We start from the raw sequence: 23,204 nt of genomic DNA on the forward strand, positions 1-23,204 counted from the left end.
GCTCGGCCTAAAGACCTTTGCCGGTCACACGCCCATCACTTCCGGCGGATGCCTCGCGACGTAGCGCCCCGGCGCTGGCTCGATCGGCTTGTATTTCGTATTGCCCGCCCGCTTAGGCGCTTTGATCTGTTTGCCCGCATGCGGTTTCAGCCAGTTCATCCAGTGCGTCCACCAGCTTCCCGGCTGCGACTTCGCCGTCGCAAGCCATGCCTCTGGGTCATCGCCGAGCGAGCCGTCGGTCCAGAAGCTGCGCTTGTTCTTCGATGCCGGATTGATGACGCCCGCGATATGTCCGCTCGCGCCAAGCACGAATTGCGTCTCGCCGCCCACCAGTTGCGTCGAGCGATACGCGCCCCGCCACGGCACGATGTGATCTTCCTGTGTGCCGAAGATATAGCTCGGCATGTCGATCTGTCCGAGGTCCACCGGCGTGCCGCACATCGAGAGCCGCCCAGCCTTGCACAGGTTGTTTTCCAGGTACATGTTGCGCAGATACCAGGCGTACATCGGCCCCGGGAGGTTGGTGCCGTCGGCATTCCAGTACAGCAGGTCGAACGCTTGCGGCGCACCGCCCTTCAGGTAGTTGTTGACGACATACGGCCAGATGAGATCGTTGGCGCGCAGGGTCTGAAAGACAAAGCCGAGTTCGCCACCTGAGTAAATGCCGCCGCGTCCGATGGTCTGCTCGCGCTGTGACACGCCCTGTTCGTCAATGAACACGCCGAGATCGCCTGGATCGCTGAAATCGAGCATGGTCGTAAGCAGCGTGAGGCTTTCCACCGGATCGTCGCCGCGCGCGCGCAGCACCGCGAGCGCCGACGACAGGATCGTGCCGCCCACGCACCAGCCGACCGCATTGATCTTGTCAGCGCCGCTGATCGCGCGCCCGACCTCGATCGCCTTGATCGCGCCCTTTTCGACGTAGTCGTCCCAGGTGATGTGGCCCAGATCCGCGTCAGGGTTGCGCCACGACACGAGGAACACCGTCTGCCCCTGTTCGCACGCGAAACGCACAAACGAGTTCTCCGGCTGGAGGTCGAGGATGTAGAACTTGTTGATGCAGGGCGGCACGATCACGAGCGGCCGCTCGGCGACCTCGTCGGTGAGCGGTGCGTACTGGATCAGCTGGAACAGTTCGTTCTCAAACACCACCGAGCCTTTTGACACGGCCACGTTGCGGCCTACTTCGAAGGCCGTTTCATCGGTGATCGAGATCCGGCCGCGCTTCAGGTCTTCGAGCAGATTGGCGAAACCGGCACGCACGCTCTCGCCCTGCGTCTCAAGCGCGGTTTTCATCGCGTCGGGGTTGGTGGCGGCGAAGTTGGCTGGGCTCATCGAATCGATGAACTGGCGCGCGTAGAAACGCAGCTTGTGCTTTTCCTTCTCACCGAGGCCCGCCGCTTCGACCATGTCGTTGAGCAGGCGCGAGTTGAGCAGGTATGTCTGTTTTAGAAGGCTGTACCAGGCATTGTTGTTCCAGGCCTCGGCGCTGAATCGCCGGTCGCCGCGCTCGGGCTGGACGGTCGGCTCGAGGGTTTTTCCGGTAGCGCTTGCGACCATGCCCATGTACAAGGCCATCTGCTGCTGCCAGTAATGGGCTTGCGCCTGGGCCAATGCCAACACCGGTGTGCTTCCTGCGCTGGCGGGTGCATCACCGCTCATGCCGGTGAAGGCGTGCAGCAGGCTCTGCCCGGATTTGAAGAAACCCTGGACGAACTCGTCCGGCATATTGAACGGGGCAGCCATGCTATCTCCTGAGTTCCGTCGTCAGCATCGCTTAACTCCCTCCTTGCGGCGAGAGTCCCGGCTGACGAGCTTCTGAATTGAATGGGTCAAGCCTCAGATTCCTGTGCCGGCTCAATATACCGCAGCTTGAGTTGCAGTATGCACCGTGTGCACTGACCGCGATCCAAAGTCATACGCATGGGGCACGGCATGCACAGGCGTGCCCCTTCGATCTCCAATGCAGAAGGTCGCCCGGCCGTGTGCTTACCCGATCGCCAGACCATGTACTGGGTCGGACGAATACGACCGGGTAAGTGGAGCAAGATCGAAACGCGCGTCGAACTCGTCGACGAGATAGGCGCCGATCGGCAGCGCGGAGGTCGCCGCCGGAGAAGGCGCGTTGCATACGTGCAGGCTGCGCTGCGACGAACGGATCAGGAAGTCATGCACCATGCTGCCGTCCGCCATCACGGCCTGCGCGCGTACCCCGGACGGGTAAGGCTCGAGGTCGGACAGCTCGAGTTCCGGACAGTATCGGCGGCACAGTTCGAGGTAACCCCTTTTCCAAAGCGAGTTGCGCATCTCGATGAGCCCCGATGCGCCATGCTTTCCGAGCATCTTCCAGAAGCCCGGGAACGCTGCCATGCCGGCGAGATCCTTCAGATTTGCATCGCGCCAGCGATAGCCCTCGCGCGCCAGCGCCAGCACGGCGTTTGGACCCACCGTGATATATCCTCCGATCATGCGCGTCAGGTGCACGCCGAGAAAAGGCAGCGCGGGATCTGGCACCGGATAGATCAGGTGCTTCACGATGTCGTTCTTCGCCGCTGGCAACCGATAGTATTCGCCGCGAAACGGCACGATCCGAAAGTCTAGATCGACATTGCACATCTTCGCGAGGCGGTCCGCCATCAGGCCTGCGCAGACGATGGCGTGCTTCGCCCGGAAGCGGCCGCCCGATGTCTCCGCGGTAATGCCGTTTTCGTCCTCGTGGAGCGCGTCTACACGCTGGTTCAGCAGAATCTGTGCGCCTCGCTCCTGCGCGAGTCGCGCCATCGTCGTGGTCATGCCCGGATAGTCCGCGATGCCGCTCGCCGCCACGCGGATCGCCGCGCGCCCCGCGATGCGCGGCTCAAGTTCCCTCAACGCCGCCTCATCGAGCATCTGCGGTTCGAGCCGGTTCTGCTCGCAACGTGCGTAGAGCGCATTCAGCCTTTCGATTTCGACGTGTTCGGTCGCGACGATCAGCTTGCCGCATTGCTCGACCCGCACGTCATGGCGGCGCGCGAACTCATAGGTCGCGGCAGCGCCTCGCCTGCAGAAGTCGGCCTTGAGGCTTCCAGGCGCGTAATACACGCCGGCGTGAATCACGCCGCTGTTGTGGCTGGACTGGTGAGCCGCGAGTGAGGCCTCCTTCTCGAGCAGCAGCACACTCAGGCCCGGATGACGTTCGATCAGTTGCATGGCCGTCGAGACGCCGACGATGCCACCGCCCACAATCAGGACGTCCGCGTCATAGCCGCGGTGATGCTGGACGGTCGTCATTGTGCGAACACTCCGCGTTGGCGCATCAGTTCACGATGAAGCGCCGGATGCTTCTGGAACGGCGCCCGGCCGTGCAGCCAGAAATAATTATTGAGGACTACGAGATCGCCCACGGGAAGCGGTACTTCGCGCGTCGCGGACGACGCTTCCATCGAAGCCGACAAGTCGTGCAGATAAACCGCCTCGGCTGATGAACGGGGCTGCACGAATTGATCGATGAACGACATCGCGAGGCCATACTCGCTCTGGAAGAACACGGGGCGTTCGATCTGCGCGTCGACGTTCTTCGAACCGGGCGCCTTGTAGAGAAACGGCCGGGTGCCGAGTGGATCGTCGAGGAACGTGTCGCGCTCGCTCCAGTCGTCGATATGCATGAAGCGCGACTCGCCGCCGACCGCGTTCTCTTCCGCGAACTTCATCATGAGCAGCCATTCGGTCGGCTCGTCGACAAAGGTTCCGTCTGTGTGCAGCGTGAACAGGCGGTATGCCTGACGCAGGTAGGAGTCGCTGTTGTCCGTGTCCTTCACGAGGAAGCGCGCGTAATACGTGCCCGACATCGCGTCGTGATTCGCCGGTCCAAGCAGGTACCCGACTGCCGTTCCGAAACGGACGAAGTCGCGAGGGTCGGCGCTCGCGTCCTGGACGCCCAGCGTGAATCCTCCGGTGGATCGGTCCCGCACGAGTTGCCGAAGCGCGGAGGCGAATCCGTCGCCGACTGCGCGCTCGAGCGCGTCCGCAACCATAAAGCGCATGAACGGCACGTATTCGAGGTTCTGGAGGTCGATGTCTTTGACTGAAGAGAAGAATTTCTGCAGCGCGTCAGGTTGCACCGTGATATGACGCAGACGTTCGTGATGGGGATGACGCTCGATCGAAAACTTCAGTTGCGAATCGACCGCTGCGGCCATCGGCAATGCTGTGACGGAGCTCATGAAGGTGTCCTTGGGAAGAGAGTATGGCTATTTGACTCCTTATCTGTGATTGGTTAAACACGTATAAACTGCGTTTTTATTCGTAGATTGAGATTAAAGATGATCGATAGCCGGCAAGTCAAACTGTTCGTCGCATTGGCCGAAGATTTGCACTTCGCTCGCACAGCCGACCGGCTCGATATCGCCCAATCGGTGCTCAGCCAGCAGATCAAGAGGCTCGAAACCGATCTCGGCGTACGGCTGCTCAACCGCAACAAACGCGCGGCGATCACGCTGACCGATGCGGGGGACGTTTTTCTGGTCGAAGCCAAGGCGGCCTTGCGGCAACTGGAGCGCGCCGACCGCGTCGGGCGTCTGGTAGCAAGAGGAGAAGCAGGTCACGTTGCGCTGGGCTATATCGGCTCGGCCGTGACGACCGGGCTGCTGCCCGATACGCTCAGGACATTCAGGATGGCGAGCCCGGACGTCCGCATGCACATCGTGGCGATGGAAACACCGACGCAACTGGAACGTTTGTCGGACGGGACCATCGATGTCGGTTTCATTCGGCCCCGCCCGCACTATCCCGATGGAGTCACAGCCAAAGTCGTTCAGCGCGAACGCCTGCTGATTGCTCTACCGGCGGACAGCCCGCTGTCGCGTGTGAAAGCCGTGAAGGCTTCCCAGTTGCGGGAGTTGTCATTCATTGCGCCGCAGTTCAATGAGGCTGCCGGCTTCGCGGAAGATCTCGCCAGACTCGGCCGCGTCGGTGGGTTCGATGCGCAACCGGCGTATCGGGTCAACGATTTCATTACCGCGGTCAGTATGGCGTCGGCGGGCTATGGCGTAGCCCTTGTGCCTCAATCCATCCAGGGATTCGCTCAACCCGGCGTGGTGTTCAAACCTTTAAGCGACTTCGAAGACCAGGTCGAAATCGCAGTGGCGTATCGTGTTCGCGAGCATTCGCCTTGCGTGCGGGGGTTCATCGATACAGCGCTGTCATACGGCGGCCTCGCGAAGCGCCAAGGGACGCGCCGCACGACGCGTTAGCGAGCCTCGTGTGTCGTCTGGCCGCGTACTGCGCCGCGCGTCGCGCGGCTCTCTTTGGCGCTGCAACCGAATTGCCCGTGATACCACCGGGAGAATGCGCTCGGCGCGGAAAAACCGAGCAGAGTCGCCACCTCGGTCAACGGACGATCGCTCTCGATGACATGACGCGTGCTCAGTTCCTTGCGGACGTCGTTGACGATCGACGAAAAGCTCTGCCCCTGTTCCGCCAGCCGGCGCTGGACCGTGCGGCCCACCACGCCGAGGTGCTCGGCCACCTGTTCGATGCCGCACCGTCCACTGGGTAACAACAGCAGGATCGTGCGCCGCACGTCCTCAAGCATGGTCGCCTGCTGCGACAAGACAGACGCGTCCAGCAACTGCTGCGCGTAGCGCACCATCGCCGGATCGGCTGACGGGTTGCGTGCGTCGAGATCGTCCTTCGCGCAGATGATGCAGTTGAAGTCATAGTCGAACTCGACGCAACCGCCAAAAAATCGTTGGTGTGTACTAGCGTCGCGCGGCGCCGGATGTTCGAAGCATACGCGCCGCGGCTGCCAGTCGGGCTTGAGGAGTTGGCGTATCAACCGCACCATGACGCCCAGCGCCAGTTCAACCCTTTGGCGCGTGGGTTGATGCGCACGGCCAGCAATGACCACCTCGCGAATGATGACCAGTTCGCCGCATTCCTCGACTGCCAGTGACAGCGCACCGTTGAGCAAGGACTGGTAGCGCATCAGCATGTTGAGCGAGTCGCGCAGCGTCGCCTGGTCGCGGATCAGCAAGCCTACGGCCCCAAGGTTGGACAAGAGGCGCGACTCGGCCATGCACAGTCCGAAACTCTCGTTGCCTGACAGAGTAGCGGACGCCTGAAGCAGTTGTCCGACACGCTCGACCGGAATCATGAGGTCCGGATCGCGCAGCACGCCCGGACTTAAGCCCGCGTCAAGAAGCATCCGCACCGGGTCCAGTCCGGCTGCACGAGCGACCTCGTTGTAGTTGGTTAAGCTCGCAGCGCGGACAAGTGTCGACATCGGAAAACTGAATGGAAGACTGGCACAAAATGATAAGTCCGTGTCATGTAATGTCAAGCGGGGGAAACCCATCACACCCACACTACCAAGCTTGACGAGTCCGATCGATAACCGGACCGTCTGAACACGCGAAGCGTCAGGGCCGTGGCCGGTATTTCAAAAAATATCAGGAGACAAGCATGAACGTGATACCCGATGGCCCGGAGGCCGGTAACAACGACGACTACCTGACGAGCAGACGGCAAGCCTGGTTTGCATTTGCGTTGACCTTCGCGCTCATGATGTTCGATTTTATCGACCGACAGGTCATCGTCTCGCTATTTCCCCACATCAAGAGCGAATGGCATCTGAGTGACAAACAGTTGGGTTCCCTGGTTTCCATCATTTCCATCGTGGTGGGGGCGGGCGGATTGCCGGTGGCGCTGGTGGCCGACCGAATGGGCCGTGTGAAGAGCATCGTGGTGATGGCGATCGCATGGAGCCTCGCCACTATCTCGTGCATGTTCACGGCCAATTTCAGTCAATTGTTCGCGGCGCGTGCGATGGTGGGGGTGGGTGAAACCGGCTACGGTTCAGTCGGAGCGGCCCTGATCTCGACACTGTTTCCCAAGCGCTTGCGCAGCGCCGTGCTCGGCGCCTTCTTCGCTGCTCCATCGCTGGGTTCAGTGCTGGGCGTGGTGTTGGGGGGCATGATCGCGGCCAGGTGGGGCTGGAAGGCCGCCTTTGGTGTGGTCGGCGTACCTGGGCTCGTGCTGGCACTGCTTTATCTGCTCGTGCGCGACTACAAGACGGTGGCGCTGACGCCAGCCTCGAAGCAGGTGACCCAGTCCCTGGGTGGGACGCTCAAGCACATCTTTGGCACGCTCGCGCGCACGCGCACACTGCTGTGGCTCTGTGCCGGAGCGGCGGCAGAACTGATTACGGTGTCGGCCATCTGGTCGTGGCTGCCCAGCTACCTGAACCGCTTCCACGGCATGGCCCCGGAGGCGGCAGGCAAGGCCGCGGCGGCGGTGGTATTGGTCGGCGCCTTTAGCTGCACGTTCTGGGGCATCGTGGTAGGGCGCCTGGCAGTTCGCACACCGCGCAACAAGCTGCCCGCGCTGTCCGTCCTGTGCGTGGTCACATCGGCGATCTTCGTGGTGGCGTTTGGCGGCACATACACGGGTGATACGCAGTTCAAGCTGATCATTCTTGGCGCCTTTTTCATGAACTGCACCGTCGGTGTGGTCGCCGGCGTTGCCATGGACGTCATTCACCCCGGTGTGCGCTCTACCGGCGCGGCCGTACTTTCCCTGTTTCAAAACGTATTTGGCCTGGCCGTCGGTCCGTTTTTGGCGGGTGTCCTGTCCGACCAATGGGGTTTGCAGCACGCACTGACATTCATTCCTCTGTGCAGCGTATTGGCCGCGGTGTTTTTTGTCATCGCAATGCGCAGTTACGACGCGGATGCGGCCAGGATCTCCGATGTGAAACTGGACGTGGCGCCAGCCCTCACCGGCACCCTGAGCACCGGCGCTGCGGTCTGACTACCTTACTTCCAACCTGCCTTTGGAGACGCGGCATGAACTTTCTCGACGGTTCCCTCTACCCAGAAAACCAGCAACCCCTGATCATCACGGCCGCGCCCTATGCCCCAGGATGGCTGCCCTCCGACTTTCCTGAGGACATCCCGGTCACGATGGAGCAGCAGATCCAGAAGGCCGTGGATTGCTATAACGCCGGCGCCACTGTGCTGCACCTGCACGTGCGCGAACTGGACGGCAAGGGCAGCAAGCGCCTGTCGAAGTTCAACGAGCTGATCGCTGGCGTACGCGCCCGCGTGCCCGAGATGATCATCCAGGTGGGCGGCTCGATCAGCTTCGCGCCGGAGACCGAAGGCGCCGCAGCCAAATGGCTGAGTGACGACACGCGCCACATGCTGGCCGAGCTCGATCCCAAGCCCGACCAGGTCACGGTGACGATCAACACCTCGCAGATGAACGTCACCGAACATGCGGAGCTGGCGGATTTCGAGGGCACGTCGAGAGAAAATCCCGCGATCTTCAACGCCTACAAGGAGATGACGGTGCCGGCTCAGCCCGGCTGGGCCGAGGAGCACATTCGACGCCTGAGCGAAGCCGGCATTCAGAGCGCTTTCCAGTGCTACAACATCAACAGCTTCGAGTCGGTGGAGCGGTTGATTCGGCGCGGCATCTATAAGGGCCCGCTGGTCATGAACTGGGTGGCGATCAGCGGCGGTATGGACGCACCGAATATCTACAACCTGGCCAACTTTGTGCGCGCTACGCCGGACGGCGCAGTGCTGACAGTAGAGAGCTCAGTGCGCAACGTACTGCCGGTCAACATGATGGGCATTGCGCTGGGCCTGCACGTGCGCTGCGGCACCGAAGACTGTCTCTGGAACCAGGCGCGCACGAAGAAGATGAGCACAGTCGAGCAGATCGAGCAACTGGTGCGCATTTCGCGCGAGTTCGGCCGCGAGGTGGCTACCGCCCAGGAGGCGCGCGAAATCAGCAAGATCGGCGTGTTCTACGACACGGCGGAAGAGACTCTGCTGGCCAACGGCTTCGCGCCTAATCGCAACGGTGGTAATCAGGGCTTCCTGCGCAAGGCCGTCTGAACGAGTGTGAAAATGACAATCGGCGTAGCGGGTCGTGATCAGGAAATGGCATTGGCGAGACTCTTGCCATCACTGAAACCGAAAATACCAGCGCACAGCGCTGCTGATGACGGCCGTTAGAAAGCGGTGGCCGTGATAGAGCGGTGTTGCATTCTTCATCGCGCGATCTCACGCGACTATCCCAACAACGAGACAACGCCGAGCCATCGCCTCCATCGAGGAGATCGTGGCGAAGGAACGGTCCCGCCGCGTTGCGTAGTTTGCTAGCGTCGGATGCTCGGGCGATAGCAAACTAGCCGGCAGCTTAGGACTGCGCGTCGCTGTCCTAAGCTGGTCGACCCGCTACCGGAAAGTCGAGCGCCTTCACCCCTTGCGGAACAAAGGTGCACCCCACGGCGCACCGATCGTGCCGCCGTCGACGACGATTTCCGCCGCCGTGATTCCCGATGCATCGTCGGACGCGAGGAACAGCACGGCCTTGGCAACTTCTTCTGGTGTCGCGAGGCGAGCCATCGGAATGCGCGGCGCGAACGCTTCTTCGGTCCCGTCGAGCGTTGCGCCGGCCCGTGCGCCGCGCGTCCAGATCGGTGTGCGCGTGCCGCCGGGAATCACGGTGTTGACGCGAATGCCACGCTGCACGAGTTCGGACGCAAACACCTTTGCCATGCCGGTAACGCCCGCCTTCGTTGCGGAATAGGCGGCCGACCCGGGCGAGCCCAACTCGCGCATCACGGAACCGTTCAATACGATCGACCCTCCGGCGCTCATCAACGGCAGGGCCGATTGAACCGTGAGAAAAACAGCGGTGAGATTGGTGCGAAGAATCGCTTCGAATGCAGCAGCGGTCGTGCCGCCGAGCGGCGTCGGACCGGAGATTCCGGCGTTGGCGAACACGATGTCGAGGGACCCGAATGCTGCCTGGATCTGCTTGAACATCGACTCGATTGCGGTTTCATCATCAAGATCGGCCTGAATGCCAAGCGCGTTTTCGCCGAGCTCGGATACTGCCTGATCCAGTTTCGCGCGATCGCGGCCGGTGATCGCAACACGGGCGCCCTCGGCGATCAAAAGCTGCGCCGCAGTAAAGCCAATGCCACTGTTGCCGCCAGTGACGAGCGCTGTCTTTCCAGTAAAACGCATAGCCTTCTCCTGTGTATTACGCCGCGAGATCACGTCCAAAGCCGCCCCTGCTGGCGGCGCGAAAATCTCGCAAAGAATCCCTGTTAAGCAGCGCAGGACAGACGCTGCATCCGAACTGGCATGAGCATCGTCAACACCTCATTCTGTATGTTGATCATCATGCAGAAATTCAGTATTATGCGCATCATGCAGATTGTCAAGCGTGATGAGGCAAAAAATGGGTTATTCGCAGGCACAAAAGGCTGAGAGCAGGCAGCGGGTTCTGGAAAACGCGTCACGACAGATTCGCGAAGACGGCATCGAGGCGCTCGGCGTCGCCGACTGTATGCGCAGCGCGGGGCTTACGCACGGCGCGTTTTACGGCCATTTTTCGTCGCGTGATGCGTTGATCCTGGAGGCGCTCGAGCACGCGGTTAGTCAGAGCGAGAAGCGCATTGCGTCTCACGTAACCAGTTCGGGAAAGCGTGGGGAAACGCCTCTGCAGTCTATTGCCGAGGTTTTCCTCAATGAGCGTCATGTGAGGAATCCTGGCAATGGATGTGCGCTGTGCGCGCTCGCCGGGGAAGCGCGGCATGCGAATCCGGACGTCAGGGAATTGCTTACAGGTTACGTGCGCAAACTGGCGTCAAGAATAACGCAAGCCGCATCTAGCGATAGCAAAGACGCTGGCCTGGGTATCGTCGCGACCATCGTGGGGGCTATTACGCTTGCGCGCGCCGTTGACGACGACAAACTGGCGAAATCGATTCTCTCCGCTTCGCTCGCGCTGGTCATGAAAAGCTGAGCAATCTCTCTGCGCGCCCAAGCCGTTTCTTTATTGACCTCCGTCCGCACCGTTTGGTCGTGCGTGCGGTCCCGCTCGCGCAACTTCACTTTGAAGGTGTTCAGCCTTTTAATGCGCTCATCGATTCCCTGTGACATAGTCGGTCATGATTGACAATCGCTCTCCCGAGCGAGAGCGGCCGCTGGCTAAACTACGGTTTCCAGGCAGTGGCGTGAAAGACGCTGAATGACCTAAGCCGCACTGACGCGGCGACCCGGAATATCCTCTGACCATGAAAGGAAAGGAGAGACCTCATGCCGAGCCTTGAGCGAGTGCGGCCGGTTACGCTGATCGACTCTGTCTGGCGCATGGCGCTTCGCCTCGGATTCTGGTTCGCTCGCGCCTGGTGGTACCTTCGACGGCCTCGCCATGAGGGCGCACTAGTAGCAATCTACGTCGGGCGGGCGCTATTGCTTGTGCAGTCATCGTACCGGGCCGAGTGGAATTTTCCCGGTGGTAGTGTCCGGCCCGGTGAGACGCCTGACGCAGCGGCGCAGCGCGAGATGGAGGAGGAGATTGGCCTGTCGCCGCACACATTACTCCCTGCGGGCAGCGCCTGCGGCATTTGGGACGGGCGAAGAGACCGGGTGCATTTCTTTGAACTGCACCTCGATTGCATGCCCGAGCTGCGGCTAGATAATCGTGAGATTATCGCCGCGCATCTGGCGTCGCCGGAGGAATTGCACGGCATCGCGCTGACAGGGGCGGTCGCTGCGTATCTCCGCAAAGATCGCCGCTGTTAGTTGGCACTTTTCCTTGCGGGACATCTCGACGGGTCCTGGTGACGGGAAAGCAGCCGGTCGGTCCCCACCCGTGTGCGTCGAAAAGAGACACCTGGAAAGCACCGGCAACGCGATGAGGATCTTGGGCAATGCAGAGAGCGCAGCAGTCAACAGACCATTGTCGGCCACGAGCGGACGGTCGAGCGGCGGGCTAAATTGCCGACAGCCTGTCGCCCAAGGCGAAAACCAGGTGCATTGCAAAGTGCCAAATACCTCTGCCTATCCGTCGTTGCCCAACCTTGACCGGATCTCGTCAGCCGGGAGGTCGCGCTGATGTGTGGCAATTTGCCATGTGTTTCCCCACGGATCTCTTACCATCGCTCGCCTGTCGCCGTATGGCATGTCGGTTGGAACTTCGAGCGAGATCGCATTCGCCGCAATCGCCCGCTGGAAGGTCGAATCGGCATCCTCAACGTAGACATACAGAAATGCCGGCATTGGATCGCGAAGGCCGTCTCCGCCGCTAACCATCACGACGGAATCGCCGATCATGATTTCGGCAGGCAGTCCGTGACGGAATTCGCCCTGTGCCCGAAACACCATCTTGATGAATGTGATCAGGTTTTCCGGATCCTGCACGACGATTCGGGGCGTGACCGTATGCCATCCGTCAGGCTGAAATTTAGCCATATTGCGTAGCCTCGGAAGAGATTCGCAAGGGCATTGTCCTCCGAGCGCCGGATGTCCGCAACGGCCAATGAAGCGCGGATGAGAACGCTCTGGGCACCGTTGATCGCCGATTGGGAGCCAATTTCTGCGTCGGTACGTCAGCAAGGAAGATATAGGGTTATCAAGTATCAAGCCTGGAAGTTTATTGGTTAATTTTTCGGAATCCAATCGGGTTCCTTTGCAGCGATTTTTAATTCGGAATACACATCAATCAATTTTCCCTTTCGATTCCCCGCGAGAATGACACAAGTCTCGAACCATCGGCACGGCGCACCCAGGACTATCTAAAGGTTGCCCGCTTCACGCGCTCGCTACTTTCGCCGGGCAGGCTATGCGCTCGCGCGCTCGGCGTTGCCGCTGAACAAACATAAGGCCGCGTATCGACTTGAAATCGGACGCGTTTCACGACGTGTCCGAGACATCCGCCAGCGTAGAATCACACCATCGCTTCGAGGCACGCTCCATCGCCGCACATAATATGGATCCGACATGGAAATCAAGTGGATTGAGGACTTCATCGCGCTCTCGCAGTATCAGAGCTTCTCGCGGGCGGCGGAATTTCGGAATGTCACGCAGTCGGGATTCAGCAGGCGCATTCAGTCACTTGAGCAGTGGGTTGGCGCGGATCTCGTTGACCGCAGCAGCTTCCCTCCCACGCTGACGCCGGCCGGACAACTGTTTCGGGAGGCGGCGGTAGAGATACTGGGAAAGCTGTTTGATACGCGATCTATCATTCGTATTGACCAACGCATGGCGGGCAAAGGCTTGCAGATTGCAGCGGGCCATACGATCGCGCTAAGTTTCCTGCCTGCCTGGTTAAAGGCGCTCACTGCCCGTTTCGGGGAGGTACGCGCCCGGGTGATACCGACCAATGTCCACGACTCCATCCTGATGCTCGTGAACGGCAACTGCGAACTGATGTTTGCCTATCATCACCCGGAGCTGCCTCTCCATCTCGATCCGATCAGGTACGAGCATCTCACCGTAGGCGTCGATGTGCTGATGCCTGTCTGCCGGCCAAACCCTCGTGGCGCGCCCGCGTTCCGGTTGCCAGGAACGGCGAGCCACTCATTGCCGTTGATTTCGTATACGGAAACCAGCTATTTCGGCCGCTGCCTCGCAGTCCTCCTGAGCCGGGTCGATGCAACCCCAGCCTTGCGGCCTCATTACGAGTCCGACATGGCCGAGGTTCTCAAGAAACTGGTCCTGGAAGGCGAGGGAGTCGCGTGGCTTCCAAAAAGCTCGATTGTCGCCGAGCTCGACGCGGGCGAACTGGTTCCGGCGGGCCGGGACGCATGGAATCTTGAAGTCGAACTTCGTGTCTACCGCGATGCCTCGAACCGTAATGAGTTTTTAGACACGCTTTGGCGCCATCTTCGCGCCGCGTCGCCGGCCGCCGATTAGGGGTTATCCCGCGTTATGCGAGTTTCGCATATCCCCATGCAGGACCCGCATTGAGCCTTTTTCGATCATCTCTATCATCCGTCCCATACACAGAAACGTCGCCCCGCTAACGACGTTTTTGCCTCCTGCCAGCGTACCGTGGTCACTTTAGACCTTTGTGCGCAATCCTCGGACTGATGGAAATGAAAAACCGCCTAACGTTCTATATTCTGGTCGGCATGGCGCTCGGCGTCATGGTCGGTTACGTGTGCCATCGGAGTGTCGACGGTGCTGCAGAAGCGAAGGCAATCGCAGGGTACTTCTCGATCATCACCGATATCTTCCTGCACCTTGTGAAGATGATTATCGCGTCGCTCGTCTTCGCCACGCTGGTGTCCGGGCTCGCCGGAATGGAAGGGACGAGCGACGTGCGCAGAATCGGGTTCAGGTCGGTGGGATGGTTCGTGTGCGCCTCGCTTTGCTCGCTCGCGCTTGGCCTCGTCCTTGCGAATGCGTTGCAGCCCGGCGCCGGTTTGCATATGACGCAGACCAGTTCCGATGTAGCCACCGGTCTCAACACCGCGGGTCTGAACTTCAAGGACTTCGTCACGCATGCGTTTCCTTCCAGCATCATCGATGCGATGGCTCGAAATGACATCCTGCAAATTCTCGTCTTTTCCGTCCTGTTTGGCGTCGTCCTGAGTGCCATCAAAAAGGACCCGCGCGTCACACCGCTGATCGCCGCCATCGATGCGCTCGTACCGGCCATGCTGAAGCTGACCGACTATGTGATGCGACTCGCACCCATCGGTGTTTTCGGCGCCCTTGCATCTGCGATTACGGTGAACGGCCTGGATGTCCTAACCACGTACGGAAAGCTCGTCGGTAGCTTCTACCTCGGTCTCGTCCTGCTGTGGATTGCCCTCATCCTCGTGGGTCACGTCTTTTTGGGGAAATCGATCTGGAAGTTGCTCAGGGCTGTACGGGAACCCGCAATGCTCGCCTTTTCGACCGCGAGCAGTGAGGCCGCTTATCCGCGTCTCACCGAGAAGCTTGAAGCGTTCGGTATTGACAAGAAGGTCGTTGGCTTTACGTTGCCGCTCGGCTACGCGTTCAATCTCGACGGATCGATGATGTACCAGGCGTTTGCCGCGATTTTTATTGCGCAGGCATTCGGCATCGACATGCCGATAAGCACGCAAATCATGATGTTGCTCGTCCTTATGTTGAGCAGCAAGGGAATGGCAGGTGTCGCAAGAGGATCCGTGGTGGTGGTCGCTGCTGTTGCCCCGATGTTTCACCTCCCGCCGTCTGGTGTGGTACTGATTCTCGCCATTGATCAGATTCTCGATATGGGGCGAACTGCCACGAACGTGATTGGTAACAGTATCGCGACGGCTGTCATTGCAAAGTGGGAAGTGAAGCGGCTCGTCAAGCTGAACGATGGAGAGAGCAGCATTGCCTTGGGCCAACTGCGAGGCGAAACAAAATGATCGGCGCAGGTGTGCTCGGCGGGAAAAAATTCGGCGTCGTGGGCGGCCTGGGTCCGCTGGCAAGCGCGGACGTCTTTTTCAAGCTCGTCAAATCGACGCCCGCGTCGAGCGACGCGGAGCACGTCGACGTCATTTTCGAGCAGCATCCCTTCCGAGGCGCGGCTAGTGGTGGCGAAGCGACGACTCAACGGAAGCTCTACATTTTCGACATGATTCGTGGCTTCGAAACGAGGGGGGTGACGACTGTGGTACTCCCGTGCTTCCTCAGTCACACGTTTATCGATGAACTGAAGGCCAACTCGTCCCTGCAGATAGTCGATATGGTCGAGGCGATCCGCAGCCATGTTCGAAGGAAGTTTCCGACTGCCCGGCGAATCGGCGTGCTGACTTCGGACTACACCCGTCGAAAAGGGTTATTTGAAAAGTATTTCGCGGTGCCGGAATTTGAGGTTATTCACCCCCGCCCACATGACGGCGTCGATCTCGTCACCGAAGCTGTCTACGGGATTGACGGCGTCAAGAGCGGAAACCTGTGTGGCCGGCCCGTCGATCTTCTGCGTGAGGCGTGCGAGGACCTCATCGCGCAAGGTGCAAATATCATTGTGCCGGGTCTGACGGAGATTGCACTCGTGGCTGAAGAAATGGGCCCTTTCCGAGTGCCACTGATCGATTCGAATCTTGCATATGCGCAATACGTGCTAGCGGGCGATTACGTTTTGCCCGAATCCATTTTCAAGGTGGGCGTAGTCGGTGGGGTTGGGCCTGCGGCTACGGTGGACTTCATGCAGAAGATCGTACGCAACACGCCGGCGAATCGCGATCAGGACCATATCAGGCTTTTGATCGAACAGAATCCCCAGATTCCCGACCGCACGGAAAACTTGATTGGTGACGGGCCCGACCCGACTATTTCGCTTTACGCGACCTGTAAGAAGCTCGAGTCGGGCGACGCGGACCTCATCGCTATTCCGTGTAACACCGCTCATGCATTCGTAGAACGCATTCAACCGTATCTGGGCATACCGATCGTCAATATGCTGACGGTGACGGTCCGCCATCTCCGGGAGATGTTCCCGCTGCTTTCCTCGGTTGGCGTGCTGGCAACCTCGGGGACGATCGCAAGCGGCGTCTACGAGAAAGCCCTGGAATCAGAAGGGCTGCGGCAAATCGTGCCTGGCGTGGAATTGCAGGCCCGGGTGATGGAAGCGATCTACGGCAAGGAAGGGGTGAAAGCGGGATTTACCACCGGGCAATGTCTCGACGATATCTCCGCTGCAATTGACGGACTCATTGCGGAAGGCGTCGAGGTCATCATACTGGGTTGTACCGAGTTACCGCTCTTATTGCCACAAAGTAGTTTCGTAGGCACGACAGGCACACGCGTCAGTCTGGTCGATCCGACCGATGTCCTTGCACAGCAATGCGTGGCTTTCGCGACGGCGGCAGCGGAACGGCCGATTGCCCGCTCAGCAGACTAACCCGGTCACGCTTGCTGACTAACGCGGCATACGCAACGAAGGCAGGGTAACAATGTTCGGCGGAGACATTGGACACCCACGTGGGTCCATTGATCTTTGCCGAACCTATCGAGTAGAACGTGGGCGCCAATATAAAAGTAGTACTAAATGATGGCGATCATAGGTGGCGTCCTTTTTGCGCGGTTAAATACTTTTAGGAGACGGAATATGAACATCAAGACTACCCTTCAGCAGGCTGCCTGTCTGCGCAGGTCAAGCACAACGGTTGCCGCTGCGCTTCTCATCTGCGCCGGTTCCTTATATGGCGCCAGCGTGTGGGCTGCGGACACAACATCGGATAAGGCGGCAGCCCCTGCGGCGGGGAGTCCGGCAGCCGGATCGCCCCGGATCCTTGTTCTGGCAACCGGCGGCACGATTGCCGGCACAACTGACCCACGTTCAGCTATTGGCTACAACTCGGGAAACGTCAAGGGCCAGGAACTGGTTCGGGCAGTTCCGGGCATTGAAAAACTCGCAAGCATCAACTCCGAGCAGATATCCAATGTCGGGTCGCAGGATATGAACGACGAGATCTGGTTGCGGCTTGCGCACCGAATCCAGGAGGCTTTCGATCGAAACGAAGCCGATGGGATCGTGATCACCCACGGCACGGATACGATGGAAGAAACGGCGTTCTTTCTACAAAACGTTGTGCGCTCGGACAAACCGGTGGTCCTTGTCGGATCAATGCGACCGGACGGATCGACGAGCGCGGATGGGCCCAACAATCTTTACGAAGCGGTGGAAGTCGCAGCGAGTCCGAAATCCCGAGGTCGGGGTGTGATGGTGGTCATGAATGACCAGATTCACGCACCACGCTGGATTACCAAGACCAACACGACGGCCGTGCAGACGTTTGCTTCGCCGAACGCGGGTGTGATTGGCTATGTCGACCCGGCGAGCATTCGTTTTGTTGCACCTGTGCTTGCATCGACACGTGATGCCTTTAGCCTGCCAACGAATGGTCGCCTACCGCGCGTAGAAATCGTTTATGCGCACAGCAACATGGATGGAGTCCAGATTGACCATGCTATTGCGGATGGAGCAAAGGGTATCGTACTGGCGGGCGAGGGTGATGGCGATGCCTCCAGGGAAGCGCTGGATGCCCTCGACCGGGCGGCGAAAAAGGGTATTGTGGTTGTTCGCTCGACGCGTGTGATGTCTGGGTTCGTCAACAGAAACGTGGAGGTCGAAGACGACAAGCGCGGCTTCGTCGTCTCACTCGATCTGAATCCGCAAAAGGCGCGGTTGCTCACCCAGTTACTCATCGCAAACGGCATAACGAACCCCGGCAAGGTCCAGCAGGCCTTCTCCGGCACCTTCTGACTGTGGGGCCTGGGCGTGCTGTTCAACGGCTGTCTTCAACCCTAATCAACTCCATTTCCGCTTGAGGAGCATGTCCATGGCTGCCGAAACTTTCTTTAGAACCGAACATGATCTGCTTGGCGATCGTGAAGTTCCCGCTGACGTCTACTATGGCGTTCACACGCTCCGTGCGCTGGAAAATTTTCCAATTACCGGATCACCGATCTCCGTATACCCGGAGCTGATCAAGGCACTGGCGTGCATCAAGCAGGCCGCCGCACAGGCGAATCATGAACTGGGTCTGCTCGACAAGGCGCGTTGTGAGGCGATCGTCGGTGCCTGCGCTGAATTGCTGAGAGGCAGGCTGCATGATCAGTTTGTGGTTGACGTGATTCAAGGCGGCGCCGGGACCTCGACCAACATGAACGCCAACGAGGTCATCGCCAACCGCGCGCTGGAACTGTTGGGGAAGAAGAAGGGCGAATACCAATACTTGCATCCGAACGAACAGGTCAACATCGGCCAGAGCACTAACGATGTGTACCCATCGGCCCTGAAAGTCGCGACCTGGTTCGGCATCCTCGGTCTCATCGAGGCAATGTCTGTTTTGCGACACGCTTTTGAAGCAAAGGCGCTGGAGTTCAAGGACGTTCTGAAAATGGGGCGTACGCAATTGCAGGATGCCGTGCCGATGACGCTCGGTCAGGAGTTCAGCACCTACGCGGTGATGCTCGGAGAGGATGAGGAACGGCTTCGAGAGGCGGCTTTGCTGATCTGCGAAATCAACATGGGCGCGACGGCGATCGGAACGGGCATTACCGCGCACCCCGATTACGCACCGCTGATCCTGAAGCACCTCAAAGAAATTACGGGTATTCCGCTTGTCACGGCACCCAACCTCGTAGAAGCGACGCAGGACTGTGGCGCTTTCGTTCAGTTGTCCGGCGTGCTCAAGCGCGTGGCAGTGAAGCTCTCGAAAACCTGCAACGATTTGCGTCTGCTTTCCAGTGGTCCACGCGCGGGTCTTGGGGAGATCAACCTCCCGCCCATGCAGGCTGGCTCGAGCATCATGCCGGGAAAGGTCAACCCGGTTATCCCGGAGGTAGTGAATCAAATTGCATTCGAGGTCATCGGCAACGATGTCACCGTAAGTTTCGCGGCCGAGGCCGGTCAGCTCCAGTTGAATGCTTTCGAGCCGATCATCGCGCACAGCCTGTTCAAGAGCGTGACGCACCTGCGCAACGGCTGCCTGACACTCGCCGAGCGCTGCGTCAAAGGAATTACCGCCAACGAGGCTCGCTTGCGCGCGTCGGTCGAGAACTCGATCGGTATCGTGACGGCGCTCAATCCGTACATCGGCTACGCCAACGCGACATCTGTCGCGATGGAAGCCCATGCCACGGGCGGACGCGTCTACGACATCGTGCTCGAGCGGGGACTGCTGTCCAGGCAACAACTCGACGAGATCCTCAAGCCAGAGGTACTCACGCAGCCCACGCCGCTTCATATCCCGCCGAAGTAGCGCCACGATCACCGGCACCTGCACCGGCACCGGCGTGTAATCGGCAAGTCGTCGTAGCGTTTTCCCGCGACACCCATGCTGCCCACGCCGGGCTTTTCATCTAGGCTTGACTGAAACAAAGCTGCGTGCGTTGTTGCGCTGTATGAGCACCGCGATCTCCTTGCCTGCCTTTGCTTCCAGCGAGGCCACTTCCGACTGCGTTTCGACCAGCGTGCCATTGAGCGAAAGAACGATATCGCCGGGCTGAATGCCGGCGCTTGCCGCCGGACCATCGACCCCGTCCACCATCAGACCTACGGGAAGGTCACGGGCGCGCCGCTCATCCTCACTCAGCGGATGCATGACCAGGCCCAGGCGATCCGTTGCGCCGCCATCGGTTTGTCGAGGTGGGGGGCTTTCCGCGGACGCGCCGACCATGACCGTCGTCGTCATCAGCCTTCGATTGCGGATCAGCTTGAGTGTGGTTTTCGTCCCGGGTAGCAGATCGCTGGCAGTCTCGCCGAGTTCGGCCGAGCGATCAATCGTCTTGTCGCCGATCTGGATGATGACGTCACCTGGCTTGAGCCCGCTCGACGCGGCCGGTGTGCCGGGCGCGACAGAATTGACCAGCGCGCCTGCCGGGCGCGGCAGACCGAAGGCCACCGCCAACCCGGGTCCGACGTCCTGCACCTCCACGCCAAGGCCACCCGGCGATGTCGCGCGCAGGGCTAGTACCTGCGATCGCACCTTGGCCGCCATGTTGATCGGAATGGCGAAGGTCAGGCTCGGGTGCATGTCTGAGTCCGCATAAGTCTGCACGTCGATGCCGATCACTTCGCCTGCACGGTTGAACAGCGGGCCACCGGAGTTGTCCGGGTTGGCCGCGACATCGGTTTGAAAAAACGGAAAACTGCTCCCGTCCGGGAGCGTACGAGAGATGGCGTTGACAATGCCAGCGGTCACCGTGTTCTGGAAGCTGTCGGGCGACCCGATCGTCAGAACCGGCTCACCGACGCGTACCCGCGACGAGTCCCCGAGTTTGACGGTCGGAAGCTTCGTGGCATCGACCTGAATGACCGCGACGTCGCTCTGAGTGTCGACCGCCAGGACCTTCGCTTTGAATTCACGTCGATCGGTCAGTCTGACCGTCACCTGGTCGGCTTGATCCACCACATGAGCGGTGGTCAGAATGAGGCCGTCGGGGCTCACAATGAAACCAGAGCCGGTACCCGTGATGGCGCGTGGCGAACTGTCCTGAGAGGCCTGCGATCGCGGCACCATGCGCTTGACGAATGATAGAAGCGGATCGTCAGCATCGATTGCCGGCAGGGGCGTCTGCGACGATTCCTGCTCCGGGGAAGTCGCGCTGATATTCACAACGGCAGGTCCGTAGCGCTGAACGATGGTCGGAAAATCGACCGGTGCTGAAGCGTTCGCCGGCGCGATCCGCTTTTCCTTCGCCGGCAGCGAAGCCGTACCCGCGGCGTTCGCCATCGGTTGCAGGCAAGGATAGAGAGAGATAGACGCAGCTATCACGGCAGCGTGGAACAGGCTTCGAGCAAGAGTCCGGTCAAACACGGTGCGCCTCCGCGGCGGGTGTTATATCCGGGCCGGGCGCGTGAAGCGCCGGTGCGAAAATGCGTACCCCTCGCCTACTATGATTTATAGCGGAGCAACAGAAAAAATGCAGGTAGCGCTATTCCTGGGGGACCGTTGCGACGGGCTCAGAGCCCCGCCGAAACGAGCGTTTGTATCGAACGAACGCGATCGCCGCGCTTGGACCGGGGAGGTGGCTCCAGCGAATAAACGTTCGCGTCCGAAAGTCATATACTGGCTCGGTCTGCCTGCTGTCTCCCGCGCGGTTGTGGTATGCGTTCGCATAACTTCGAGCCGTATTGATGCGCTCGGTGCGGGAAGACCAACGGCGATGTGCCCGCCTCGGGTCGAACGCCAGTGGCCGAACCGTCTCCTTGCGCAAGTTCTTCTGGCCAGGACGACCTGAAGCCATTGGAACCGAACTTCACCTCAATTGCCCGTTTGGACGAAGCCATGCTGACGATCGACGACATCCGGGCGATTCCCCTGTTTTCAACACTCGCTGACGACGAACTGGAGCATCTCGCGCACAGTTCGGCGGACCTGCATCTGTGTGCGGGTGAATTCGCGGTACATGAAGGTGGAGAGCGCGCGCTGTATGCCGTTCTGGCCGGCAAGCTGGAAGTCATCAAGACGTTCGACGGTATCGAGCGCACGCTGGGCTGGCGTCTGCCCGGAACCATTTTTGGAGAAGTACCGCTCGCGCTGAGTTCGCCGTTTCCAGGCGCCTATCGGGCCGTGGAGCCGTCGCGTGTCATGCGCGTGGATGCTCAGCGTTACTACGTACTTGCTGCCGCGTCGCCAGAGATTGCGTTCAGGATGGGCACCCTTGCGCGCGAGCGCATCGGCGGGCTGCAAGGCCTCTCCGCCGAGCCGCCCAAGCCCCGCGTGACCATGATTGGAAGTCGCTGGGACAACGCTTGTACCGCGTTGCGGCAGTTCCTCGCACGCAACCAGATCAGCTACGACTGGATGACACCGGATGCGCCCGAACTGGCGGCGCGCTGGCCTGGAACCTGCCCGCCAGAGGAGGATTGCCCGGTGCTGCGGCTGGTCGACGGGACGGTGCTGAGCCGACCTGCGACACGCGAGCTTGCTGGGTTGCTGGGTCTGCAGACGCAGCCCCGCCTGGCCGAATACGACACGGTGATCATAGGGGGCGGGCCGGCCGGTCTCGCTGCTGCCGTGTACGGTGCGTCGGAAGGCTTGCGTACTGTGGTGCTGGAGCGCGAAGCGCCAGGCGGGCAGGCCGGAACCTCCTCACGTATCGAGAATTACCTCGGCTTCCCCAACGGTGTGTCGGGCGACGAACTGGCGAGCCGTGCACTGCAGCAGGCAAGGCGGCTCGGTGCAGAGATTCTGGTGACACGGTCTGTCGATCGAATCGATGTCGCCGGGCGTTGCATCCACCTCGACGGAGGCGACGTCATCCGGGCGCGAACGATCATTCTCGCGACTGGCGTCACGTGGCGCCGCCTCGCGATCGACGGCTTCGACCGGTTTATTGGTAAAGGCATTTACTACGGCGCGTCACGCAGCGAGGCGAGTGCTACTCACGGACTCGACGTCTATCTGATCGGTGGTGGAAACTCGGCCGGCCAGGCCGCTTTGTACTTTGCCAATCATGCACGCACGGTTACGCTTGTCTTGCGAGGCGATTCGATTGAGAAGAGCATGTCCCGCTACCTTGTCGAGCAGCTTCGCGAGAAGTCGAACGTAGCGGTGCAACTGCGATCGGAAGTTGTCGGCGCACACGGCGATACCCATCTGACAGCGATCGATGTGCGCGATGGACTGAGCGCAGAAGTACGTCGGCACGACAGTGGTGGATTGTTCGTGTTCATTGGCGCCGATGCGCAGACCGAGTGGTTGCCGGCGGAAATCGCGCGCGATGGGCGCGGATATGTTCTCACCGGTGACGACGTCGTTAAGGCAGGACGCTGGTCCCATAGCCGGGATCCCTACCTCCTCGAATCGAGTGTTCCCGGCGTGTTTGCCTGTGGGGATGTGCGATTGAGCCCGGTCAAGCGCGTCGCTTCAGCGGTCGGTGAGGGCAGCATGGCGATCGCGTTCGCCCACAAATATCTGCAGCACGACGCCAGCTAGCACGGCG

General features: G+C 60.2%; 18 protein-coding genes and 1 pseudogene. 11 read left to right on the forward strand and 8 right to left on the reverse strand.

Annotated features, from left to right (window positions below):
* Positions 1–24: 24 nt before the first annotated feature.
* The 3 genes from phaC to glaH form a co-directional block, all read right to left on the reverse strand.
* Positions 25–1,746: a class I poly(R)-hydroxyalkanoic acid synthase gene (phaC, locus tag KHO23_RS10000; RefSeq protein WP_211610862.1), complete on the reverse strand. Its 1,722-nt coding sequence runs from the start codon at positions 1,744–1,746 to the stop codon at positions 25–27.
* 243 nt (positions 1,747–1,989) lie between these two features.
* Positions 1,990–3,270 carry an L-2-hydroxyglutarate oxidase gene (gene lhgO / locus KHO23_RS10005; RefSeq protein ID WP_211610863.1) on the reverse strand — a complete coding sequence of 427 codons (1,281 nt, stop codon included), beginning with the start codon at positions 3,268–3,270 and terminating at the stop codon, positions 1,990–1,992.
* A complete protein-coding gene (glaH, locus tag KHO23_RS10010) occupies positions 3,267–4,202 on the reverse strand; it encodes a glutarate dioxygenase GlaH (protein ID WP_236066777.1) in 936 nt (311 codons plus the stop codon). The genes lhgO and glaH overlap by 4 nt, the downstream gene beginning before the upstream one ends.
* Positions 4,203–4,301: 99 nt before the next feature.
* Here glaH and KHO23_RS10015 point away from each other — a divergent pair, with 99 nt between their 5' ends.
* A complete protein-coding gene (locus tag KHO23_RS10015; protein ID WP_211610864.1) occupies positions 4,302–5,231 on the forward strand; it encodes a LysR family transcriptional regulator in 930 nt (309 codons plus the stop codon).
* Here KHO23_RS10015 and KHO23_RS10020 read toward each other — a convergent pair.
* Positions 5,228–6,262, reverse strand: coding sequence for an AraC family transcriptional regulator (locus KHO23_RS10020; RefSeq protein ID WP_211611164.1), 1,035 nt, complete (start codon positions 6,260–6,262; stop codon positions 5,228–5,230). The two genes, KHO23_RS10015 and KHO23_RS10020, sit on opposite strands and share 4 nt — an antisense overlap.
* Positions 6,263–6,441: 179 nt before the next feature.
* Between KHO23_RS10020 and KHO23_RS10025 the strand changes: the two genes are divergently transcribed.
* Both KHO23_RS10025 and KHO23_RS10030 read left to right on the forward strand, forming a co-directional pair.
* Complete coding sequence (locus tag KHO23_RS10025; protein ID WP_211610865.1) at positions 6,442–7,788, forward strand: MFS transporter; 1,347 nt, start codon at positions 6,442–6,444, stop codon at positions 7,786–7,788.
* 35 nt (positions 7,789–7,823) lie between these two features.
* Complete coding sequence (locus tag KHO23_RS10030) at positions 7,824–8,882, forward strand: BKACE family enzyme (RefSeq protein WP_211610866.1); 1,059 nt, start codon at positions 7,824–7,826, stop codon at positions 8,880–8,882.
* A 72-nt stretch (positions 8,883–8,954) separates the two neighbouring features.
* On the opposite strand, the pseudogene KHO23_RS35745 reads toward KHO23_RS10030, so the two are convergent.
* A pseudogene (locus tag KHO23_RS35745) lies at positions 8,955–9,041 on the reverse strand (IS6 family transposase); the annotation flags it as partial.
* 204 nt (positions 9,042–9,245) lie between these two features.
* Positions 9,246–10,022: an SDR family NAD(P)-dependent oxidoreductase gene (locus KHO23_RS10035; protein ID WP_211610867.1), complete on the reverse strand. Its 777-nt coding sequence runs from the start codon at positions 10,020–10,022 to the stop codon at positions 9,246–9,248.
* 217 nt (positions 10,023–10,239) lie between these two features.
* On the opposite strand from KHO23_RS10035, the gene KHO23_RS10040 reads away from it, so the two are divergent.
* Positions 10,240–10,806, forward strand: a complete 567-nt coding sequence (locus KHO23_RS10040; protein ID WP_211610868.1) for a TetR/AcrR family transcriptional regulator — start codon at positions 10,240–10,242, stop codon at positions 10,804–10,806.
* Positions 10,807–11,099: 293 nt separating this feature from the next.
* A complete protein-coding gene (locus KHO23_RS10045; protein WP_211610869.1) occupies positions 11,100–11,588 on the forward strand; it encodes an NUDIX domain-containing protein in 489 nt (162 codons plus the stop codon).
* A 258-nt stretch (positions 11,589–11,846) separates the two neighbouring features.
* On the opposite strand, the gene KHO23_RS10050 is transcribed toward KHO23_RS10045, so the two are convergent.
* The gene (locus KHO23_RS10050; RefSeq protein WP_211610870.1) at positions 11,847–12,257 is read right to left on the reverse strand and encodes a VOC family protein; all 411 of its coding nucleotides are present in this window, start codon (positions 12,255–12,257) and stop codon (positions 11,847–11,849) included.
* Between the two features lie 528 nt (positions 12,258–12,785).
* Here KHO23_RS10050 and KHO23_RS10055 point away from each other — a divergent pair.
* The 5 genes from KHO23_RS10055 (at position 12,786) to aspA (ending at position 19,516) form a co-directional block, all read left to right on the forward strand.
* Entirely contained in the window at positions 12,786–13,700 is a 915-nt protein-coding gene (locus KHO23_RS10055) for a LysR substrate-binding domain-containing protein (RefSeq protein WP_211610871.1), read from the forward strand.
* Positions 13,701–13,882: 182 nt separating this feature from the next.
* The gene (locus KHO23_RS10060; protein WP_211610872.1) at positions 13,883–15,172 is read left to right on the forward strand and encodes a dicarboxylate/amino acid:cation symporter; all 1,290 of its coding nucleotides are present in this window, start codon (positions 13,883–13,885) and stop codon (positions 15,170–15,172) included.
* On the forward strand, positions 15,169–16,650 hold the full coding sequence (gene cuyB, locus KHO23_RS10065) for a cysteate racemase (RefSeq protein WP_211610873.1): 1,482 nt from the start codon (positions 15,169–15,171) through the stop codon (positions 16,648–16,650). The genes KHO23_RS10060 and cuyB overlap by 4 nt, the downstream gene beginning before the upstream one ends.
* 207 nt (positions 16,651–16,857) lie before the next feature.
* Positions 16,858–18,015, forward strand: a complete 1,158-nt coding sequence (locus tag KHO23_RS10070; RefSeq protein WP_211610874.1) for an asparaginase — start codon at positions 16,858–16,860, stop codon at positions 18,013–18,015.
* Positions 18,016–18,091: 76 nt separating this feature from the next.
* On the forward strand, positions 18,092–19,516 hold the full coding sequence (gene aspA, locus KHO23_RS10075) for an aspartate ammonia-lyase (protein WP_211610875.1): 1,425 nt from the start codon (positions 18,092–18,094) through the stop codon (positions 19,514–19,516).
* Between the two features lie 96 nt (positions 19,517–19,612).
* Here the strand turns inward: aspA and KHO23_RS10080 are convergent, their stop codons facing one another.
* Complete coding sequence (locus KHO23_RS10080; RefSeq protein ID WP_236066778.1) at positions 19,613–21,073, reverse strand: trypsin-like peptidase domain-containing protein; 1,461 nt, start codon at positions 21,071–21,073, stop codon at positions 19,613–19,615.
* A gap of 471 nt (positions 21,074–21,544) precedes the next feature.
* Between KHO23_RS10080 and KHO23_RS10085 the strand changes: the two genes are divergently transcribed.
* A complete protein-coding gene (locus tag KHO23_RS10085; protein WP_211610876.1) occupies positions 21,545–23,197 on the forward strand; it encodes an FAD-dependent oxidoreductase in 1,653 nt (550 codons plus the stop codon).
* Positions 23,198–23,204 lie beyond the last annotated feature (7 nt).

This window comes from Paraburkholderia haematera (assembly GCF_905220975.1).
Taxonomy (GTDB): domain Bacteria; phylum Pseudomonadota; class Gammaproteobacteria; order Burkholderiales; family Burkholderiaceae; genus Paraburkholderia; species Paraburkholderia haematera.

Excerpts from the sequence above, each read along its gene's own strand:
- aspA (WP_211610875.1), top strand. The coding sequence starts at position 18,092 with ATGGCTGCCGAAACTTTCTTTAGAACCGAACATGATCTGCTTGGCGAT.
- KHO23_RS10070 (WP_211610874.1), top strand. The coding sequence starts at position 16,858 with ATGAACATCAAGACTACCCTTCAGCAGGCTGCCTGTCTGCGCAGGTCA.
- KHO23_RS10025 (WP_211610865.1), top strand. The coding sequence starts at position 6,442 with ATGAACGTGATACCCGATGGCCCGGAGGCCGGTAACAACGACGACTAC.
- KHO23_RS10055 (WP_211610871.1), top strand. The coding sequence starts at position 12,786 with ATGGAAATCAAGTGGATTGAGGACTTCATCGCGCTCTCGCAGTATCAG.
- KHO23_RS10045 (WP_211610869.1), top strand. The coding sequence starts at position 11,100 with ATGCCGAGCCTTGAGCGAGTGCGGCCGGTTACGCTGATCGACTCTGTC.
- KHO23_RS10060 (WP_211610872.1), top strand. The coding sequence starts at position 13,883 with ATGAAAAACCGCCTAACGTTCTATATTCTGGTCGGCATGGCGCTCGGC.
- KHO23_RS10035 (WP_211610867.1), bottom strand. The coding sequence starts at position 10,022 with ATGCGTTTTACTGGAAAGACAGCGCTCGTCACTGGCGGCAACAGTGGC.
- cuyB (WP_211610873.1), top strand. The coding sequence starts at position 15,169 with ATGATCGGCGCAGGTGTGCTCGGCGGGAAAAAATTCGGCGTCGTGGGC.
- KHO23_RS10085 (WP_211610876.1), top strand. The coding sequence starts at position 21,545 with ATGCTGACGATCGACGACATCCGGGCGATTCCCCTGTTTTCAACACTC.
- phaC (WP_211610862.1), bottom strand. The coding sequence starts at position 1,746 with ATGGCTGCCCCGTTCAATATGCCGGACGAGTTCGTCCAGGGTTTCTTC.
- glaH (WP_236066777.1), bottom strand. The coding sequence starts at position 4,202 with ATGAGCTCCGTCACAGCATTGCCGATGGCCGCAGCGGTCGATTCGCAA.
- lhgO (WP_211610863.1), bottom strand. The coding sequence starts at position 3,270 with ATGACGACCGTCCAGCATCACCGCGGCTATGACGCGGACGTCCTGATT.
- KHO23_RS10020 (WP_211611164.1), bottom strand. The coding sequence starts at position 6,262 with ATGTCGACACTTGTCCGCGCTGCGAGCTTAACCAACTACAACGAGGTC.
- KHO23_RS10030 (WP_211610866.1), top strand. The coding sequence starts at position 7,824 with ATGAACTTTCTCGACGGTTCCCTCTACCCAGAAAACCAGCAACCCCTG.
- KHO23_RS10015 (WP_211610864.1), top strand. The coding sequence starts at position 4,302 with ATGATCGATAGCCGGCAAGTCAAACTGTTCGTCGCATTGGCCGAAGAT.
- KHO23_RS10040 (WP_211610868.1), top strand. The coding sequence starts at position 10,240 with ATGGGTTATTCGCAGGCACAAAAGGCTGAGAGCAGGCAGCGGGTTCTG.
- KHO23_RS10050 (WP_211610870.1), bottom strand. The coding sequence starts at position 12,257 with ATGGCTAAATTTCAGCCTGACGGATGGCATACGGTCACGCCCCGAATC.